The sequence below is a fragment of the Citrobacter sp. wls706 genome (genome assembly GCF_005281305.1).
GTDB classification, from domain to species: domain Bacteria; phylum Pseudomonadota; class Gammaproteobacteria; order Enterobacterales; family Enterobacteriaceae; genus Citrobacter; species Citrobacter werkmanii.
Genome location: NZ_SZXG01000029.1, coordinates 341,110 through 358,664, shown reverse-complemented (window position 1 = coordinate 358,664; position 17,555 = coordinate 341,110). Strand labels below are relative to the sequence as shown.

Genomic DNA, 17,555 nt, shown 5'->3' with positions numbered 1-17,555 from the left:
CCTTCTTTTTAAAAATTTTAAAGTGCAGCTATGTCACGCCGATAACCATGACGAAAATATGGATAAGGGAGGTAAGTGGCATGTGGTGGGTTTATCGAATGCCGATGAAAATGAAGTTAATAATCGCGCTGCAACCACTATTATTGGCGTTATGTTGGTTTGCTGGTTCAGGAATATGGACGCGCATCGAAACAGAACGACAGATGGAGAATATTGCCCAACTGACAGCCCTCGCACGCAGTGCCGGAAATGTGGTGCATGAACTGCAAAAAGAGCGTGGAATGAGTGTCGGATTTCTTGGGGCCGAAGGGAAGACGTTCAAAGATGAACTAAATGCGCAACGGGCGTTAACCGATCGCGAGATCGAGATATTTGTGCGTTCGCTGTCCGATACTGCCTTACAGGCAGGGGATGTGACCAACTCTGTCGCCGCGTTTAAGAAAAATATTCTGTCGCTGGCGACAATTCGGGAAAAGGTGACGCAATTGGGTCTGCCAGCCTCTGAGGTGGTTAAGTTTTATACTAGCGTTATTGCTGATGTACTGCATTTTGTTGGCCGGTTGGGGACGTTGACGGATTCCGGCGAGATGGCGAATTCATTTGCAGCCTACTACAACTTGCTGAATTTGAAGGAGCAAGCGGGCATTGAGCGAGCGCTGCTGTCAAATATCTTTTCCTCTGGTCATTTCGCCGACGGACAATTACATCAGCTTAGCGATGTGGTCAGTAAACAGAATGTCTGGCTGGCACAATCATTGCGCCTGAGTTCACCTGAACAGGCCGCCATGCTGAAAAGTCGCTTACAATCCACCGAAGCTACACAAGCGCTTTCATTACGCGAAGCCGCGTTTAGCCATGCGGCGAACGGTGGATTTGACGTCGATCCTACTGTCTGGTTTAAGGTACAAACCCAGCGTATTGAAGTGATGCGACAGATAGAAAATGTGGCGGCGAATCTTCTATGGGAGAGTGCGATAAAACTCGCGCAGGATGCACGTAAGAACTGGCAGATATATATGGCCGTGAGCCTGCTGGCGCTACTGGCATCATTGGCGTTCGCCGGGGCCATCGCACTCAATATGCACCGTCAGTTCAGCGACACGCTAAGCAAGATTGCGGGTATGAACGGCGATCTGACTCAACGTCTGGCGACGCCAGGGAAAGACGAGCTTTCTTCACTCAATCGCGCCTATAACACGATGCTGGAAAATATTCAGCACATCGTACAGGAGATAAAACAAGGCTCTCTGGTGCTGTACGATGCCAGCAGCAGTATCACGGCGGGAAATCAGGATCTGGCCCAGCGCACCGATGAACAGGCCGCATCGATTGTAGAAGCCGTGGCCAGTATGGAACAGCTCTCGACGACGATTACGCAAACGGCGGACAATGCCCGCGAAGCGGAGCTCCTGACAATAAGATTGGAAAAAGAGGTTCGCCAGGCAAGTAACGTCGCCAGCGCGGCAAACCAGAGTATGGGAGAGATTCGCTCCTCCAGTGAGAAAATCTCAAATATCGTTACTTCAATTGATGATATTTCCTTTCAGACGAATTTGCTGGCGCTGAATGCAGCTGTTGAAGCGGCACGCGCCGGAGAGATGGGCAGGGGGTTTGCGGTAGTTGCCAGTGAAGTGCGTAACCTTTCACAGCGCTGTGCTAAAGAAGCGAATCAGATCCGTGAGCTGGTGGCGCAGAATATGGTAAAAATCAGCGAGGGCGTTGAGCGGGTTACAGCGTCAGCTACCGCGCTAAAAGCGGCGGCGGATAATACCACCAGTATGAAGCAATATATCGGCGATATCGCCCGGGTGGCGACGGAACAATCGCTGGGTGTTTCCCAGATAAACCAGGCGTTGAGACCCATGGAGCAGGTCACGCAGCAAAACGCGGCGTTGGTTTCTCAGGCCGCGAATGACAGCCAGCGGCTGGATAATCTCTCCGTAACCATGAGGGATCTGGTTAATCGTTTTGTTGTCTGACATAAAACCGCTATCCCGATCCGGCAAAGGTGTCGGATCGGGAGGGCTCATTACCTCAGGATGAGCCTTATTCTATTAACGTAGCGCCAAAACCACCCTTCGCCGGGCATACAACGTTATCGCAGACAAGTGAAAATCGACATTTGCTGTCCGTAACGTTCGGGATTTGAGTTCTTTCATGGTGATACCACGAATATGACCTTCATCTATCAGTTTCTTAATCTCCGCTGTGCTGAGTAAAAGCTGGCGCTTTAATATCGATAGCGCACTGATCTGAAAAGCACAGGTAAGCCTGATGCTGACGGCGAAGTGCTGGTCAATGTTGATGCTGGCCTGCCATTGCTCCTGAACACAAAAATCAGGCTTACCCGCAAGCTCAGCGTTGTTTCGGCTCAGAGTGGCTTTATCATGAGAATAATAGTGAACCGTACTGGCATCGTTCGTGATAAACCGATGGTACAGCTCTCGATTAATTTTGCTGATGTGAAACCGTGAGAACAGCGAGATATTCCACGTATATTCACAATGCGTGCATTTATAAATGCTCCAGATATCGAGCACTTTTTTTTGTGAATTAACCCTGAAGGCACCGGAAGGTGCAAACTCGCGTTTTATATTGCATGCGGGACAGCGTTTGGTAATACGCTGGTACCCGGCAGGAGTGACAGTCCATGTGACTTTCATACCGTACCTTTTTTAACCCAAATAAATTCGGATCCGTATTGAACGAACCATCGTTTTTATATGAGAAAAATATTTGTTAGATATTTTTCAGTGGGTTAAGAAAAGATTTCTAACACGGTGACCCTGTCCGCCAGCCAATGAATTCCGTGAGATTAGCAGTGTGATAACAATTAAGTATATGAGTTGAGTCAATATTCGTTATGTTGCCGGGCTTTCGGTAGTCGTCTGTCGCTGGTAAAGTGAGCAGCAAATACCGAATGTGGCCAGAAGGGAATGCCGTGTGAGCGGACGTATTGATTATCAGGCTGAAAAGTACAGCTTTACAGAGGCTGCTGAAAGTTCTCGTCTTACCGGCCAATGGGCTGACGTCATTGCGGAATGTCGGGAAATGAAGGCCGGCCCGGAAGAGCGTTTGCGTATTGCCTTACTGAACGTGGACTATGTGACCAGCTTTGAGCTGCCTTTTCGGTTGTTATTACTTCGCACCCCGCAATTGATTGCCAGCGTGCGTGACGCGCTACAGCTTAGCCAGAAAAACGTCATCTTCAATGGTAAACGCTTTGGGTGTGTATATACCCTGAAAGCGAGCCTTGACGGTATACCGGATGAATTTCAGTACCGGCTGTCGCATCGTATCCGGCGCATAGATCCAGAAGGGTTGACCGAAGCCCCTTACCAGCAGATCGCAAAAGCGGTGAAATCTCCACGGGAACGCCTGAAGATGGCGCTCGAATCAGGACTGGATGTCACGGCGTTGGACGGACTTTTCTGGTTTGGCAGCCAGCGTATAGCGGCTGACGTACTGAGGTTGCGAAAATCAGGGATGCGGGTAGCGACGGGCCAGACATTGGTGTCTGATAATCTCACTGCAACAGTGAGAAATGTTCCGTTTTATCGCCTGGCACAGGGTTAAGCTGAAGAGACATTTTTCTGCCGTTTTGGGTCACAAGATAAAGGGTTTTTAGCAGAGGATATGAGCGTTCAGAGTGTCCCCTGCAGGAATCGAACCTGCAACTAGCCCTTAGGAGGGGCTCGTTATATCCATTTAACTAAGGGGACAAAGCGGCACGAGTATAGCGTTTTTTACCCTCAACGGTAAGTCTCAAGCCGCCTGACTGCTCAAACAGTCACCATTCAAGCCTGTTTTTTCTGGTTTTTCTGCTTTTGCTCGTCGCGTTTGGCTTGCTGCCTGGCTTCTTCCTTGCGTTTGTTGCTCATATCATTGCGAATCTGCGCGTGGCTCATCAGCGCAAAGATAAACGTACCGCCGCAGATATTTCCGGCGAGTGTCGGTAACGCAAAGGGCCAGAAGAAATCACCCCAGTGCAGCGTACCATTAAAGACCAGATAGAGAATTTCCACTGAGCCGACGACGATATGTGTAGTATCGCCTAGCGCAATTAGCCAGGTCATCAGAATAATGACCACAATCTTCGCCGCACCGGCCGCAGGAAACATCCAGACCATTGTGGCAATCAGCCAGCCAGAAATAATCGCGTTAGAAAACATCTCTGTTGGGCTGTTTTTCATCACGTCCATGCCGATTTTGACAAAGGCGTCGCGGGTCTGTTCATCAAAAATCGGCATATATTCAAAGGCCCATGCCGCAATGCCGGTACCGATAATATTGCCCAGTAAAACCACTCCCCACAGGCGCATTAACAGGCCAAAATTGCCGAGGGTGGGGTTTTGCATAACCGGTAGTACGGCAGTGACGGTATTTTCGGTAAAAAGCTGCTGGCGGGCCATGATGACGATGATAAACCCGAAGGTATAACCAAGATTCTCGAGTAAAAAACCTCCAGGCACGCCTTCTAATTGCACGTGAAAAATCCCTTTTGCCAGTAACGAGGCACCCATCGATAGCCCGGCAGCGATGGCCGACCACAGCAGCGCCATCGCATCACGTTCCATCTCTTTCTCCCCATCCTGGCGGATATGTTCATGGATCGCCATCGCCCGGGAGGGGAGTCTGTCCTCATCGACCTCTATCTTTTTACCTTCTAGCTTTTCATCACTTTCGACCTGGATTTCGTCGCTGTGCCGATCGATTTTTTCTTTCTCAATATCATTCATAGCCGAATCCTGAATAAGCATGTATTGCTAAAGCGTAGCGGTTTTTATCCGAAAATCAGCGGGACAAAGTCTGAGATAGCAAAAATGGTAACGTTTGTTTTTATCGGGTTAGCTAAAATAGAACCGCCGCGTAGTGTGCATTACCAGGCTATGATCAAATCAGTAAGACCGGGTATATAGACATCGTTTGACGTGCTGTTACAATCGCTCACATCTTAACAGGCGGATACGTCATCGTTCCGTCATGGATGGCAATCAGCGATAGCCATATTACACAGGGAGACACTTATGAAGCTTCGCCTGTCGGCGCTTGCGCTGGGAACCACACTTTTGGTGGGGTGTGCGAGCTCCGGTACTGAACAGCAGGGGCGTTCGGATCCATTTGAAGGGTTCAACCGCACTATGTACAACTTTAACTTTAATGTTTTAGATCCCTATATTGTTCGACCGGTAGCAGTAGCCTGGCGTGATTATGTCCCGCAGCCGGCGCGTAATGGTTTAAGCAACTTTACGGGCAACCTTGAAGAGCCGGCCGTCATGGTCAACTATTTCCTGCAAGGCGATCCTTATCAGGGGATGGTGCATTTTACCCGTTTCTTCCTGAACACCTTGTTGGGTATGGGCGGCTTTATCGATGTGGCGGGTATGGCGAATCCGAAGCTACAGCGCGTTGAACCACACCGCTTTGGCAGTACGTTAGGCCACTATGACGTGGGTTACGGACCGTATATGCAGCTTCCGTTCTACGGTAGCTTCACGTTGCGCGATGATGGTGGCGATATGGTGGATACGCTGTATCCGGTATTGTCCTGGCTGACCTGGCCGTTGTCGATAGGTAAATGGACCGTTGAAGGGATTGAAACCCGCGCACAGCTGCTTGATTCCGACGGTCTGCTGCGTCAGTCTTCCGACCCTTACATCATGGTACGTGAAGCCTACTTCCAGCGTCATGACTTCATCGCGAACGGCGGGAAACTTAAACCAGAAGAAAACCCGAACGCGAAAGCCATTCAGGATGATTTAAAAGATATCGATTCCGAGTAAGGAATTGGTGCAAATAAAAAGGTGAGCTAAAAAAGCTCACCTTTTTTACGTCGGAAGAAAATCAGAATGCGTAGTTGAAGTTGGTACCGAACAGCCAGGCTTTACCTTCAGAGTCGAAAGTATACGGGCCTTCTTTGACGGTCACTTTCTGTCCGTGCATATAAGAAACACCAACATCAATAGATGCGTCATCATTGAATGCGTAAGTCGTACCCGCACTCAGCCACAGGCGGTCCTGGTCTGGAATGGAGATGGAACGCTTGCTCGCAGGAACTGGGCTGTCGTCATAGGCGATACCCGTACGGAAGGTCCAGCTTTTATCCATATAGTAGGTTGTGCCCAGCGCGATGCGGTAAGAATCCTTGAAGCCTTCTTCTTTATAGAACAGTGTCTGGCCGTTGGTGCCGGTGGCTTTCAGCTCCTGGAACTGGCTCCAACTGGTGTAAGCCATGCTGTAGTGAATAGCCCATTGCGGAGCGATGCGGTTATAGCCCGACAGTTCCCACATTTCCGGCAGGTTCAGCGTCAAAGAACCTGGGACGGTGGCATTGGTTGTTCCCCATGGGAACGCGGTGCCTGCGCCAGGTAACCCATTGACCTGGGTGCGAATACCGCTTTTGTAATCGCCATCGAAGTCGATTTTAACTTCAGAGCGGTACGTCAAGCCGTAACGGTTATTTTTATCCAGCTCGTACAAAATACCGGCGTTCCAGCCGTAGCCCCATTCGTCACCCTTCAGGCTGGCAATTTTGTTGCTGACTTTCGGTAATCCCGCAGTCATTTCACCGGAATAACGTTCAATTTTTGCATCGGCGTAGACGGCATTAAAACCAACACCAAAGCTCCAGCTGTCATTCAGGCGGTAGGCACCGCTCAGGTTAAGGTTGACTGTTTTAAGGTCAGTCTTCCCACCGTATTCACCGACGATATAGCTGTCATTAAACTCGGTCGCCAGACCATAGTTAGAGGTGACAGATGCCCCCCAACCAAACTGTTCGTTGATAGGCATCACGAAGTGAGCGTTGGGAACCCACGCCGTCGGGGCGATGTTATCTGCGTCGGTGCTACGTCCGGTGAATGGCGATTTACCGGAAATATTAACGTCTGGATCGATATACACTGCACCCGCAGAAAAAGTGGGGCGATCAAACATCATAATCAGTGCCGGGTTACGACTGGCGTTACCTGCATCATCTGCAATAGCGCCTTCACCCGAATATGCCCGGCCAAGGCCAGAGGAAGAAAATTCGTTTAACTGAAAGCCTGCAGACCAGGCCTGTGTGGAGATAATTGCCACTGCGACTGCGAGAGCAGACTTTGTAAACAGGGTTTTCTGGCTCATGACCATAACCTCATAGATTTATTTTTATACAAACAATGTTACATACCGTAACAGGAGCGCGAAGTGTAGGGTCTGAGGTACGACATAGAAATCAGACCAGTGCCGAGAGTATAGGTCTGACCAGCTGAAATGTTGCAAGTATGTTTATAAATATTTTCAATTCTGATCTCGGAAACGCGATCCAGCTGGCAAAATTGCGGGTATGCGCACTCACCTGTTTGGGTGATTTTTGTTTTAGATCATTTTTAAGTGTGATTTCGGTCACTTATCGCATTTCATACAATTAACGACTGGAGAGGCGAAAGAGGGGAGCGTAAAATATCCCCATCGTTTATCTGGCACCTCAGGTGCGAATACAGAGGAAATCTACAATGAGTAAATGCAGTGCTGATGAAACCCCGGTTTGCTGCTGTATGGATGTTGGCACCATCATGGACAACTCCGATTGCACCGCGTCATACAGCCGTGTGTTCGCGAATCGCGCAGAGGCAGAAGAAACGCTGGCCGCTCTGACTGAAAAGGCGCGTGGCGTGGAATCTGAGCCTTGCCAAATCACCTCTACTTTTACTGAGGAGTCAGATGGTGTGCGTCTGGACATTGACTTTGTTTTTGCTTGTGAAGCAGAAACGCTGATTTTCCAGCTGGGCCTGCGTTAATCCCTTCTATTTATGCCCTTGCTACCTGGTGGCAAGGGCATTTTCGTAACAGTCAGTGATTATTCACTGTGTCTTAGCTCCCACTTTCTTTTCTCTCCGCTTGGCTAAATGTAAAAAATTGGTTAAGACTGTGATCAGGTCAGACCACTTATTTTTATTTTTTACAGGGGAGTGTTATGAGTCAGGCTTTACCGCTGGTTACCCGCCAGGGCGATCGCATCGCCATTGTAAGCGGATTGCGTACGCCATTTGCCCGTCAGGCAACCGCATTTCATGGCATTCCCGCCGTAGATCTGGGGAAAATGGTTGTTGGCGAACTGCTGGCGCGTAGCGAAATACCCGCTGATGTGATCGAGCAACTGGTCTTTGGCCAGGTTGTACAAATGCCTGAAGCCCCCAATATTGCTCGTGAAATCGTGCTGGGAACCGGTATGAATGTGCACACGGATGCCTACAGCGTAAGCCGAGCCTGCGCCACCAGCTTCCAGGCAGTGGCGAATGTCGCGGAAAGCCTGATGGCGGGAACGATTCGCGCCGGAATTGCCGGCGGGGCGGACTCGTCGTCAGTCCTGCCGATTGGCGTCAGCAAAAAGCTGGCGCGTGTGCTGGTGGATGTCAATAAAGCCCGCACGACAGGGCAACGCCTGAAACTGTTTTCCCGGCTGCGTTTACGTGACCTGATGCCTGTGCCGCCAGCCGTCGCTGAATATTCCACCGGCTTGCGCATGGGGGATACGGCCGAGCAGATGGCGAAAACCTATGGCATTACTCGCGAGCAGCAGGATGCCCTGGCGCATCGTTCGCACCAACGTGCCGCTCAGGCATGGGCTGAAGGAAAGCTCGCCGATGAGGTGATGACCACCTACGCGCCACCGTTTAAAGATCCTCTTTCCGAAGATAACAACATTCGCGGCAACTCTACGCTGGCCGATTACGCCAAACTGCGTCCGGCATTTGACCGAAAGCACGGTACCGTGACTGCGGCGAACAGTACCCCGCTGACGGACGGCGCAGCCGCCGTGATATTGATGACAGAGTCGCGTGCGAAAGAGCTGGGGCTGGTGCCGCTGGGGTATTTACGCAGCTATGCTTTCACCGCAATTGATGTCTGGCAGGACATGCTGCTGGGGCCGGCGTGGTCAACGCCGCTTGCGCTGGAGCGAGCTGGACTGACGATGGCGGATTTAACCTTGATCGATATGCATGAAGCCTTTGCCGCACAAACGCTGGCGAATCTTCAGTTGCTGGGCAGCGAACGTTTTGCCCGCGAAGTGTTGGGGAGGGCACATGCCACTGGCGAGGTTGATGACAGTAAATTTAACGTGCTGGGCGGATCGATTGCCTATGGACACCCCTTCGCCGCTACTGGTGCGCGAATGATTACGCAAACCCTCAATGAATTACGCCGCCGTGGCGGCGGTTTTGGCTTAGTGACCGCCTGTGCGGCAGGTGGTCTGGGTGCGGCAATGGTTCTGGAGGCGGAATAATGGAAATGACATCGGCTTTTACGCTTAATGTGCGTTTGGATAACGTCGCTGTTGTCACCATTGATGTGCCCGGAGAGAAAATGAATACCCTGAAAGCGGAGTTTGCTTCTCAGGTTCGGGCCATCCTGAAACAAATTCGCGACAACAAAGCGCTGCGCGGTGTGGTGTTCATTTCAGCGAAACCCGATAACTTCATCGCCGGAGCTGATATCAACATGATTGGTAGCTGTCGCAGCGCGCAGGAAGCCGAAACGCTGGCCCGCCAGGGCCAGCAGATTATGGCAGAAATTCACGCGTTACCGATCCCGGTTATCGCCGCTATTCACGGCGCTTGTCTGGGCGGTGGCCTGGAGATGGCGTTGGCCTGCCATAACCGTATTTGTACGGATGATGCTAAAACCGTACTGGGTTTGCCGGAAGTCCAGCTTGGCCTGTTGCCCGGCTCCGGCGGCACGCAACGCTTACCACGCCTTATTGGCGTCAGTACTGCGCTGGATATGATCCTCACAGGGAAACAATTGCGCGCAAAACAGGCACTTAAAGTGGGTCTGGTGGATGAGGTCGTGCCGCAGTCTATTTTACTGGAAGCTGCCGTTGAACTGGCTAAAAAAGACAGTTCTTCACACCGGGGCCTGCCCGTACGTGAGCGGGTGTTAGCGGGACCGCTGGGACGAGCACTGCTATTCCGTATGGCCAGTAAAAAGACGGCGCAAAAAACGCAGGGAAATTATCCCGCGACGGAACGTATTCTTGAGGTCATTGAAACCGGCCTTGCGCAAGGAAGCAGTAGCGGTTATGACGCAGAAGCCCGCGCATTTGGGGAGCTGGCGATGACCCCCCAGTCTCAGGCGCTGCGGCACATCTTTTTTGCCAATACAGACGTGAAAAAGGATCCTGGTAGTGATGCAAAGGCGGGGCCGCTAAGCAGCGTCGGTATTCTGGGTGGCGGTCTGATGGGCGGTGGTATCGCCTATGTGACGGCCTGTAAAGGTGTCTTGCCAGTCCGTATCAAAGATATTAATGCTAAGGGAATCAACCACGCGCTGAAGTACAGTTGGGATCAGCTTGAAACGAAGGTTCGTCGCCGTCATATCAAAGCCAGCGAGCGCGATAAACAGCTGGCGTTAATCTCGGGATCTACCGATTATCGTGGTTTTGCGCATCGCGATCTGGTTATTGAAGCCGTGTTCGAAGATCTGGCGTTAAAACAACAGATGGTGGCAGAAGTTGAACAAAATTGCGCACCTCACACTATTTTTGCTTCCAACACCTCATCTTTACCGATTAGTGATATTGCGGCTAAGGCTGCCAGACCTGAACAAGTGATTGGTTTGCACTTTTTTAGCCCGGTTGAAAAAATGCCGCTGGTTGAGGTCATTCCGCATGCTACGACCTCTGAGCAAACTATTGCAACAACCGTCAAGTTGGCGAAAAAACAGGGTAAAACACCGATAGTCGTCAGAGATAAGGCCGGGTTTTACGTTAACCGCATTTTAGCGCCTTACATCAATGAAGCTATACGCCTGTTAACCGAAGGCGAGCGGGTTGAAGCCATTGACGCCGCGCTGGTTAAGTTTGGTTTTCCGGTTGGGCCAATCCAACTTTTGGATGAGGTCGGAATTGATACGGGCACTAAAATTATACCTGTGCTTGAGGCCGCGTATGGAGAACGTTTTAGCGCGCCTGCAAATGTTGTTGCTTCAATTTTGAATGACGATCGCAAAGGTAGAAAAAATGGTCGTGGTTTCTATCTTTATGGGGCGAAAGGGCGTAAAAGCAAAAAACAGGTCGACCCTGCAATTTATACGCTTATTGGCGCTCAGGGCCAGGCCCGACTCCCCGCCACGCAAATTGCTGAGCGGTGCGTCATGTTAATGCTCAATGAAGCAGCACGCTGCTTCGACGAGAAAGTCGTCCGCAGCGCGCGTGATGGCGACATCGGTGCTGTATTTGGTATTGGTTTTCCGCCATTCCTCGGCGGCCCGTTCCGGTATATGGATTCGCTCGGCGCGGGTGAAGTAGTTGCGGCTCTGCAACGGCTATCAACACAATATGGCTCGCGGTTTACACCGTGTGAGCAATTATTGCTGATGGCGGAACGTGGTGAAAGATTCTGGAATAGTAGGGAAACTGACCTGAATTCATGAGGTCAAAGGTAGGATGAATCCGCACTGAATGTATGGCCCATGCTCAAAATGTAAACAGAGATTGACTATACTTACGCCGTTGAGGTAAAAAACAGCGTTTCATTCGGTGAATGGATAAGGCACAATGCCGGCCACCATATCGTTACCACGGTCAATAGGGGCTGTGACTAACTGGTGTTGGTGATTCTGGTTAACAAAAGCGGTGCAATATGCAAGTTTTTATCATGCGTCACGGCGACGCGGCCCTCGATGCCGCCAGTGATTCGGTTCGTCCTTTAACCTCTTGTGGTTGTGACGAATCTCGCCTGATGGCGAACTGGCTGAAAGGTCAAAAAGTGGATATCGAACGCGTTCTGGTGAGCCCGTTCCTGCGAGCCGAACAAACGCTGGATGTGGTGGGGGAATGCATGAACCTGCCAACCGGCGTGGATGTTTTGCCGGAGCTGACTCCCTGCGGCGATGTCGGTCTGGTCAGCGCCTATTTACAGGCTCTGGCCAATGAAGGTATCGCCACGGCGCTGGTGATCTCTCACTTGCCTTTAGTGGGGTATCTGGTGTCTGAGCTTTGCCCAGGCGAAACTCCGCCGATGTTTACCACGTCTGCGATTGCCAGCGTAACGCTTGATGAAAGCGGAAAAGGGGTTTTCAACTGGCAGATGAGCCCGTGTAACCTCAAAATGGCGAAAGCGATATAAGTAGGCCGGATAAGGCACAACCACCATCCGGAAAATAAAAGAGCCGCAAACGCGGCTCTTTCTGTTTTTCTGCATCAGGGAAGTTCTGGCGGCAGCCACTCTTCCACTTCAATCAGCACCAGCAGCGCGGCGTCGCCCCCATACTCTTTCGGCGCCTGATGAAAGGCCATCACGTGCGGATGCTGTGCCAGCCAGAGAGGCGTTTGCTGTTTAAGAATATGCTTTCCGTGGCCATGCATAACGCAGGCGCAAAATACGTGCTCACGACGACAGGCGGCGATTAGCGCGCCTAATTCCTGTTTGGCCTGTTGCTGGGTCAGTCCGTGCAAATCGAGAAATAGCTCCGGGGAGTAGTCGCCACGACGCATTTTCTTCAGTTCGAAATGGCTGACGTCAGCACGCAGATATCTCACCGGGCCGTCCGTGTTCAGCAACGGCTGAAATTCGTCAGAAAAATAGTGGCTGGCATCAGCCTGTTCCTGCAACAGCCTTTTAACCGGGACCTCGGTGATTTTTTTACGTAGCGGTCGGTGAACAATAGTGTCTTGCTTAATTTTACGCGTGCCGGTCATCAGCTGGCGAAACAGCGTCTGATCCTCCTCGCTGAGCGATGTTTTCTTTTTCATTCGAGAGTCTCATCTTTTATTTTCCGTTAGTTTAACCCGACTCGACGGGCATCCGATCGCTTAAAACGCAATTTTCGCGTTCAGGCTCGGTGTGAATGCTGATTTATCGCCGTCTTCGTGGCAAACTAGCCGCCGAAATTAATACGAGCATGCCCTGGAGGAATACGTGGATAAAATTTTCGTCGATGAAGCAGTGAGTGAACTGCATACCATTCAGGACATGTTGCGTTGGGCGGTCAGCCGTTTTAGCGCGGCGAACATCTGGTATGGCCATGGCACGGATAACCCATGGGACGAGGCCGTACAGCTGGTGCTGCCGTCGCTCTATTTACCGCTGGATATACCTGAAGATATGCGCACTGCGCGTCTGACCTCCAGCGAGCGCCATCGTATTGTTGAACGCGTGATTCGCCGCGTCAACGAGCGTATCCCGGTTGCTTATCTGACCAATAAAGCCTGGTTCTGCGGGCATGAGTTTTATGTTGATGAACGCGTGCTGGTTCCACGCTCACCGATTGGCGAACTGATCAATAATCGTTTTGCGGGCCTCATCAATGAGCAGCCGCAGCATATCCTTGATATGTGTACCGGCAGCGGCTGCATCGCTATTGCCTGCGCGTATGCTTTCCCGGAAGCCGAAGTGGATGCGGTGGATATTTCCACTGACGCGCTGGCGGTGACCGAACACAATATTGAGGAACATGGTCTGATCCATCACGTGACGCCGATCCGCTCCGATCTGTTCCGCGATCTGCTGAAAGTGCAGTATGACCTGATTGTGACCAACCCGCCGTATGTCGATGCGGAAGATATGTCCGATCTGCCAAACGAATATCGTCATGAACCTGAGCTGGGTCTGGCGTCAGGTAGCGATGGGCTGAAACTGACTCGCCGCATTCTGGGGAACGCTCCAGATTACCTGGCAGATAACGGTATTCTGATTTGTGAAGTCGGAAACAGCATGGTACATCTGATAGAGCAATACCCGGATGTACCGTTCACCTGGCTGGAGTTTGACAACGGCGGTGACGGTGTATTCATGCTGACCAAAGAACAGTTAGTTGCTGCTCGCGAGCATTTCAGCATTTATAAAGACTAAATACACGCGCACAAACACAACACTCATAACGGAGCCGTGATGGCAGGAAACACAATTGGGCAACTCTTTCGCGTAACCACATTCGGCGAATCACACGGGCTGGCGCTCGGTTGTATTGTCGATGGTGTTCCGCCGGGCATTTCTCTGACAGAAGCTGACCTGCAGCACGATCTCGACAGACGTCGCCCGGGGACGTCGCGTTACACTACGCAGCGCCGTGAACCGGATCAGGTGAAAATCCTCTCTGGTGTGTTCGAAGGCGTGACCACCGGTACCAGCATTGGTCTGCTGATCGAAAATACCGATCAGCGTTCACAGGATTACAGCGCGATTAAGGATGTTTTTCGTCCTGGTCACGCCGACTATACCTATGAGCAAAAATACGGTCTGCGCGACTATCGTGGAGGTGGACGCTCATCCGCACGTGAAACAGCGATGCGCGTGGCGGCCGGGGCGATTGCCAAAAAATATCTGGCGGAAAAATTCGGCGTTGAAATTCGCGGCTGTCTGACGCAGATGGGCGATATCCCGCTGGAGATTAAAGACTGGTCTCAGGTGGAGCTTAACCCGTTCTTTTGCCCGGATCCGGATAAAATCGAGGCGCTCGATGAACTGATGCGCGGCCTGAAAAAAGAGGGCGACTCCATCGGAGCGAAGGTCACCGTAGTGGCAAGCGGCGTACCTGCGGGTCTCGGTGAACCTGTATTTGACCGCTTGGATGCCGACATTGCCCATGCGCTGATGAGCATTAACGCCGTTAAGGGCGTAGAGATTGGTGATGGGTTTGACGTTGTCGCGCTGCGCGGCAGCCAAAACCGTGATGAAATCACCAAAGACGGTTTCCAGAGTAACCATGCGGGCGGCATTCTGGGCGGGATCAGCAGCGGGCAGCAAATTGTTGCACATATGGCGCTGAAACCGACGTCCAGTATTACCGTTCCAGGTCGTACCATTAACCGCTTCGGTGAAGAAGTCGACATGATCACTAAAGGTCGTCACGATCCATGCGTTGGGATCCGCGCTGTGCCGATCGCCGAAGCGATGCTGGCGATCGTATTGATGGATCACCTGCTGCGTCAGCGGGCGCAAAACGCGGACGTGAAGACCGATATTCCACGCTGGTAAGAGATGAACAAAATGGCACTTGCGGCGCTGGCTCTGTTTGCCAGTACCGCCTGTCTGGCGGCGACGCCCTGGCAGAAAATTACCCATCCGGTGGCAGGCAGCGCGCAGTCTATCGGCGCGTTCTCCAATGGCTGCATTGTTGGTGCAGATACGCTGCCTGTACAGTCAGAACACTATCAGGTGATGCGCACCGATCAGCGTCGTTACTTTGGTCATCCGGACCTGGTGATGTTTATCCAGCGTCTGAGTAATCAGGCGAATAATCTGGGGCTGGGCACGGTGTTAATCGGCGATATGGGCATGCCGGCCGGTGGGCGGTTCAATGGCGGTCACGCCAGCCACCAGACGGGACTGGATGTCGATATTTTCCTGCAACTGCCAAAAACGCGCTGGACCCAGTCACAATTGCTGCGTCCTCAGGCGTTAGATTTGGTCTCACGGGATGGCAAACATGTCGTGCCGTCGCTGTGGAAGCCGGAGATTTTCAGCCTGATTAGGCTGGCGGCAAAAGATAATGAAGTCACGCGTATTTTTGTGAATCCGGCGATTAAGCAGCAACTGTGTCTGGATGCAGGGACCGACAGGGACTGGTTGCGTAAAGTGCGACCGTGGTTCCAGCATCGTGCGCATATGCACGTACGATTACGTTGTCCTGCTGACAGCCTGGAGTGCGAAGATCAACCTTTGCCCCCACCGGGTGACGGCTGTGGCGCAGAGCTGCAAAGCTGGTTCGAACCTCCTAAACCTGGAACCACCAAGCCTGAGAAGAAGACACCGCCGCCGTTGCCGCCTTCCTGCCAGGCGCTACTGGATGAGCATGTACTCTAATGGATCATTTTGTCTCTCTGTTTATGGTGTCGCCACTGCTGTTGGGTGTGCTTTTTTTTGTGGCAATGCTGGCAGGTTTTATTGACTCTCTGGCCGGGGGCGGCGGTTTACTCACCATCCCGGCATTGATGGCGGCCGGAATGCCGCCCGCGCAAGCACTGGCCACCAATAAGCTGCAGGCCTGCGGGGGATCTATCTCTTCCTCGATCTATTTTATTCGCCGGGGCGTGGTTAATCTGGCGGATCAGAAGCTCAACATCTTCATGACCTTTGTCGGTTCAATGAGCGGCGCATTGTTGGTCCAGCATGTGCAGTCCGACATATTACGCCAGATCCTGCCGGTGCTGGTTATCTGTATTGGCCTCTACTTTCTGTTGATGCCCAGAGTGGGCGAAGAAGACCGGCAGCGTCGACTGCACGGTTTGCCTTTCGCGCTGGTGGCCGGAGGCTGCGTTGGTTTTTACGATGGCTTTTTTGGTCCGGCAGCGGGATCGTTCTACGCGCTGGCTTTTGTCATGCTGTGCGGATATAACCTGGCGAAATCGACGGCCCACGCCAAAGTATTAAATGCCACCTCGAATATCGGTGGGTTGTTGCTGTTTGCCCTCGGCGGCAAAGTGATTTGGGCGACCGGGTTTGTGATGCTCATTGGCCAGTTTATTGGCGCACGGATGGGATCGCGACTGGTGCTCAGCAAAGGACAAAAACTCATTCGGCCTATGATCGTTATTGTCTCCGCCGTAATGAGCGCCAAGCTACTTTACGATAATCATGGACAGGAGATTCTCCACTGGCTGGGGATGAACTAATGAATAACACCCATCACTACGAACAGTTAATTGAGATTTTTAACGGCTGCTTTGCCGATGAATTTAATACCCGTCTGATTAAAGGCGATGACGAACCGATCTATCTTCCTGCTGATGCGGAAGTACCGTATCACCGTATCGTTTTTGCGCATGGTTATTACGCCAGCGCCTTACATGAAATTTCGCACTGGTGTATTGCGGGTAAAGCGCGTCGTGAGCTGATTGACTTTGGTTACTGGTACTGCCCGGACGGACGCGACGCGAACACGCAATGCCAGTTTGAAGATGTGGAAGTGAAGCCGCAGGCGTTTGACTGGCTGTTCTGCATGGCGGCGGGCTATCCGTTTAACGTCAGTTGCGACAATCTGAACGGAGACTTTGAACCGGATCGCGTGGTATTCCAGCGTCGTGTGCATGCCCAGGTGATGGAGTATCTGGAAAAGGGGATCCCGGAGCGTCCAGCGCGCTTTATTAACGCGTTACAGAATTATTATCACACGCCTGAACTTAAGGCGGAACAATTCCCGTGGCCCGAAGCGCTCAACTGAAGCCGCCGCCACGTTTACAATGAGGAAAGAAGATGATCGCGGAGTTTGAATCACGCATTCTGGCATTAATCGACGATATGGTAGAGCACGCCAGCGATGATGAGTTGTTTGCCAGTGGCTATTTGCGTGGGCACCTGACGCTGGCCGTAGCAGAGCTGGATGCTGGCGAGGACCATTCCGCTGAGGCATTGTACGCCAATGTGACCAGCAGCCTGGAAAAAGCGATTAGCGCAGGCGAACTTTCGCCGCGTGACCAGGCGTTAGTGAAAGAGATGTGGGACATGCTGTTCCAGAAGGCGACAAAACAATAATTGCAGTGGATTGTGCCGGATGGCGACGTTAAGGCGTCTTATCCGGCCTACGTGGACTGACGATTCGGGTTCAGTTTGTAGGCCTGATAAGCGTAGCGC

17 protein-coding genes and 1 tRNA gene are annotated in these 17,555 nt (G+C 51.8%); 13 read left to right on the top strand and 5 right to left on the bottom strand.

Features of this window, described 5'->3' with window-relative positions; all coding sequences use genetic code 11:
- Positions 1 to 80 precede the first annotated feature (80 nt).
- On the top strand, positions 81 to 1,979 hold the full coding sequence (locus FDW92_RS06595; RefSeq protein WP_042307032.1) for a methyl-accepting chemotaxis protein: 1,899 nt from the start codon (positions 81 to 83) through the stop codon (positions 1,977 to 1,979).
- A gap of 75 nt (positions 1,980 to 2,054) precedes the next feature.
- Here FDW92_RS06595 and FDW92_RS06590 read toward each other — a convergent pair whose 3' ends face one another.
- Positions 2,055 to 2,663 carry a DUF1062 domain-containing protein gene (locus FDW92_RS06590; RefSeq protein ID WP_042307034.1) on the bottom strand — a complete coding sequence of 203 codons (609 nt, stop codon included), beginning with the start codon at positions 2,661 to 2,663 and terminating at the stop codon, positions 2,055 to 2,057.
- A gap of 280 nt (positions 2,664 to 2,943) precedes the next feature.
- On the opposite strand from FDW92_RS06590, the gene FDW92_RS06585 reads away from it, so the two are divergent.
- The gene (locus FDW92_RS06585) at positions 2,944 to 3,576 is read left to right on the top strand and encodes a hypothetical protein (RefSeq protein ID WP_042307036.1); all 633 of its coding nucleotides are present in this window, start codon (positions 2,944 to 2,946) and stop codon (positions 3,574 to 3,576) included.
- A gap of 74 nt (positions 3,577 to 3,650) precedes the next feature.
- On the opposite strand, the gene FDW92_RS06580 is transcribed toward FDW92_RS06585, so the two are convergent.
- Positions 3,651 to 3,722: transfer RNA gene (locus FDW92_RS06580), tRNA-Arg, on the bottom strand.
- Positions 3,723 to 3,797: 75 nt separating this feature from the next.
- Positions 3,798 to 4,730, bottom strand: coding sequence for a formate/nitrite transporter family protein (locus tag FDW92_RS06575; RefSeq protein WP_167371263.1), 933 nt, complete (start codon positions 4,728 to 4,730; stop codon positions 3,798 to 3,800).
- A 297-nt stretch (positions 4,731 to 5,027) separates the two neighbouring features.
- Between FDW92_RS06575 and mlaA the strand changes: the two genes are divergently transcribed.
- Positions 5,028 to 5,783, top strand: coding sequence for a phospholipid-binding lipoprotein MlaA (mlaA, locus tag FDW92_RS06570; protein ID WP_042307040.1), 756 nt, complete (start codon positions 5,028 to 5,030; stop codon positions 5,781 to 5,783).
- A gap of 61 nt (positions 5,784 to 5,844) precedes the next feature.
- On the opposite strand, the gene fadL is transcribed toward mlaA, so the two are convergent.
- Positions 5,845 to 7,125 carry a long-chain fatty acid transporter FadL gene (fadL, locus tag FDW92_RS06565; protein WP_042307042.1) on the bottom strand — a complete coding sequence of 427 codons (1,281 nt, stop codon included), beginning with the start codon at positions 7,123 to 7,125 and terminating at the stop codon, positions 5,845 to 5,847.
- Between the two features lie 371 nt (positions 7,126 to 7,496).
- Here fadL and FDW92_RS06560 point away from each other — a divergent pair, with 371 nt between their 5' ends.
- The 4 genes from FDW92_RS06560 (at position 7,497) to sixA (ending at position 12,110) form a co-directional block, all read left to right on the top strand.
- Positions 7,497 to 7,781: a YfcZ/YiiS family protein gene (locus FDW92_RS06560; protein ID WP_038642389.1), complete on the top strand. Its 285-nt coding sequence runs from the start codon at positions 7,497 to 7,499 to the stop codon at positions 7,779 to 7,781.
- Positions 7,782 to 7,957: 176 nt separating this feature from the next.
- The gene (fadI, locus tag FDW92_RS06555; RefSeq protein WP_038642387.1) at positions 7,958 to 9,268 is read left to right on the top strand and encodes an acetyl-CoA C-acyltransferase FadI; all 1,311 of its coding nucleotides are present in this window, start codon (positions 7,958 to 7,960) and stop codon (positions 9,266 to 9,268) included.
- On the top strand, positions 9,268 to 11,415 hold the full coding sequence (gene fadJ / locus FDW92_RS06550; protein WP_042307044.1) for a fatty acid oxidation complex subunit alpha FadJ: 2,148 nt from the start codon (positions 9,268 to 9,270) through the stop codon (positions 11,413 to 11,415). Before fadI ends, fadJ begins: the two co-directional genes overlap by 1 nt.
- Positions 11,416 to 11,624: 209 nt before the next feature.
- Positions 11,625 to 12,110 carry a phosphohistidine phosphatase SixA gene (gene sixA, locus FDW92_RS06545; RefSeq protein WP_006683612.1) on the top strand — a complete coding sequence of 162 codons (486 nt, stop codon included), beginning with the start codon at positions 11,625 to 11,627 and terminating at the stop codon, positions 12,108 to 12,110.
- 74 nt (positions 12,111 to 12,184) lie between these two features.
- On the opposite strand, the gene smrB is transcribed toward sixA, so the two are convergent.
- The gene (gene smrB / locus FDW92_RS06540) at positions 12,185 to 12,736 is read right to left on the bottom strand and encodes an endonuclease SmrB (protein ID WP_006683613.1); all 552 of its coding nucleotides are present in this window, start codon (positions 12,734 to 12,736) and stop codon (positions 12,185 to 12,187) included.
- Between the two features lie 166 nt (positions 12,737 to 12,902).
- On the opposite strand from smrB, the gene prmB reads away from it, so the two are divergent.
- Genes prmB through FDW92_RS06510 form a run of 6 tightly spaced genes read left to right on the top strand, consistent with a single transcriptional unit; the run spans position 12,903 to position 17,456 of the window.
- Positions 12,903 to 13,835: a 50S ribosomal protein L3 N(5)-glutamine methyltransferase gene (prmB, locus tag FDW92_RS06535; protein WP_038642381.1), complete on the top strand. Its 933-nt coding sequence runs from the start codon at positions 12,903 to 12,905 to the stop codon at positions 13,833 to 13,835.
- Between the two features lie 39 nt (positions 13,836 to 13,874).
- The gene (gene aroC, locus FDW92_RS06530) at positions 13,875 to 14,960 is read left to right on the top strand and encodes a chorismate synthase (protein WP_042307046.1); all 1,086 of its coding nucleotides are present in this window, start codon (positions 13,875 to 13,877) and stop codon (positions 14,958 to 14,960) included.
- 3 nt (positions 14,961 to 14,963) lie between these two features.
- Complete coding sequence (gene mepA / locus FDW92_RS06525; protein WP_042307048.1) at positions 14,964 to 15,788, top strand: penicillin-insensitive murein endopeptidase; 825 nt, start codon at positions 14,964 to 14,966, stop codon at positions 15,786 to 15,788.
- A complete protein-coding gene (locus FDW92_RS06520; protein ID WP_038642367.1) occupies positions 15,788 to 16,597 on the top strand; it encodes a sulfite exporter TauE/SafE family protein in 810 nt (269 codons plus the stop codon). Before mepA ends, FDW92_RS06520 begins: the two co-directional genes overlap by 1 nt.
- Entirely contained in the window at positions 16,597 to 17,145 is a 549-nt protein-coding gene (locus FDW92_RS06515) for an elongation factor P hydroxylase (RefSeq protein ID WP_042307050.1), read from the top strand. Before FDW92_RS06520 ends, FDW92_RS06515 begins: the two co-directional genes overlap by 1 nt.
- Positions 17,146 to 17,177: 32 nt before the next feature.
- Positions 17,178 to 17,456 carry a YfcL family protein gene (locus tag FDW92_RS06510; protein WP_042307051.1) on the top strand — a complete coding sequence of 93 codons (279 nt, stop codon included), beginning with the start codon at positions 17,178 to 17,180 and terminating at the stop codon, positions 17,454 to 17,456.
- Positions 17,457 to 17,555: the final 99 nt, after the last annotated feature.

Excerpts from the sequence above, each read along its gene's own strand:
- FDW92_RS06595 (WP_042307032.1), top strand. The coding sequence starts at position 81 with ATGTGGTGGGTTTATCGAATGCCGATGAAAATGAAGTTAATAATCGCG.
- FDW92_RS06590 (WP_042307034.1), bottom strand. The coding sequence starts at position 2,663 with ATGAAAGTCACATGGACTGTCACTCCTGCCGGGTACCAGCGTATTACC.
- mlaA (WP_042307040.1), top strand. The coding sequence starts at position 5,028 with ATGAAGCTTCGCCTGTCGGCGCTTGCGCTGGGAACCACACTTTTGGTG.
- fadL (WP_042307042.1), bottom strand. The coding sequence starts at position 7,125 with ATGAGCCAGAAAACCCTGTTTACAAAGTCTGCTCTCGCAGTCGCAGTG.
- FDW92_RS06560 (WP_038642389.1), top strand. The coding sequence starts at position 7,497 with ATGAGTAAATGCAGTGCTGATGAAACCCCGGTTTGCTGCTGTATGGAT.
- fadI (WP_038642387.1), top strand. The coding sequence starts at position 7,958 with ATGAGTCAGGCTTTACCGCTGGTTACCCGCCAGGGCGATCGCATCGCC.
- fadJ (WP_042307044.1), top strand. The coding sequence starts at position 9,268 with ATGGAAATGACATCGGCTTTTACGCTTAATGTGCGTTTGGATAACGTC.
- sixA (WP_006683612.1), top strand. The coding sequence starts at position 11,625 with ATGCAAGTTTTTATCATGCGTCACGGCGACGCGGCCCTCGATGCCGCC.
- smrB (WP_006683613.1), bottom strand. The coding sequence starts at position 12,736 with ATGAAAAAGAAAACATCGCTCAGCGAGGAGGATCAGACGCTGTTTCGC.
- aroC (WP_042307046.1), top strand. The coding sequence starts at position 13,875 with ATGGCAGGAAACACAATTGGGCAACTCTTTCGCGTAACCACATTCGGC.
- mepA (WP_042307048.1), top strand. The coding sequence starts at position 14,964 with ATGAACAAAATGGCACTTGCGGCGCTGGCTCTGTTTGCCAGTACCGCC.
- FDW92_RS06520 (WP_038642367.1), top strand. The coding sequence starts at position 15,788 with ATGGATCATTTTGTCTCTCTGTTTATGGTGTCGCCACTGCTGTTGGGT.
- FDW92_RS06515 (WP_042307050.1), top strand. The coding sequence starts at position 16,597 with ATGAATAACACCCATCACTACGAACAGTTAATTGAGATTTTTAACGGC.
- FDW92_RS06510 (WP_042307051.1), top strand. The coding sequence starts at position 17,178 with ATGATCGCGGAGTTTGAATCACGCATTCTGGCATTAATCGACGATATG.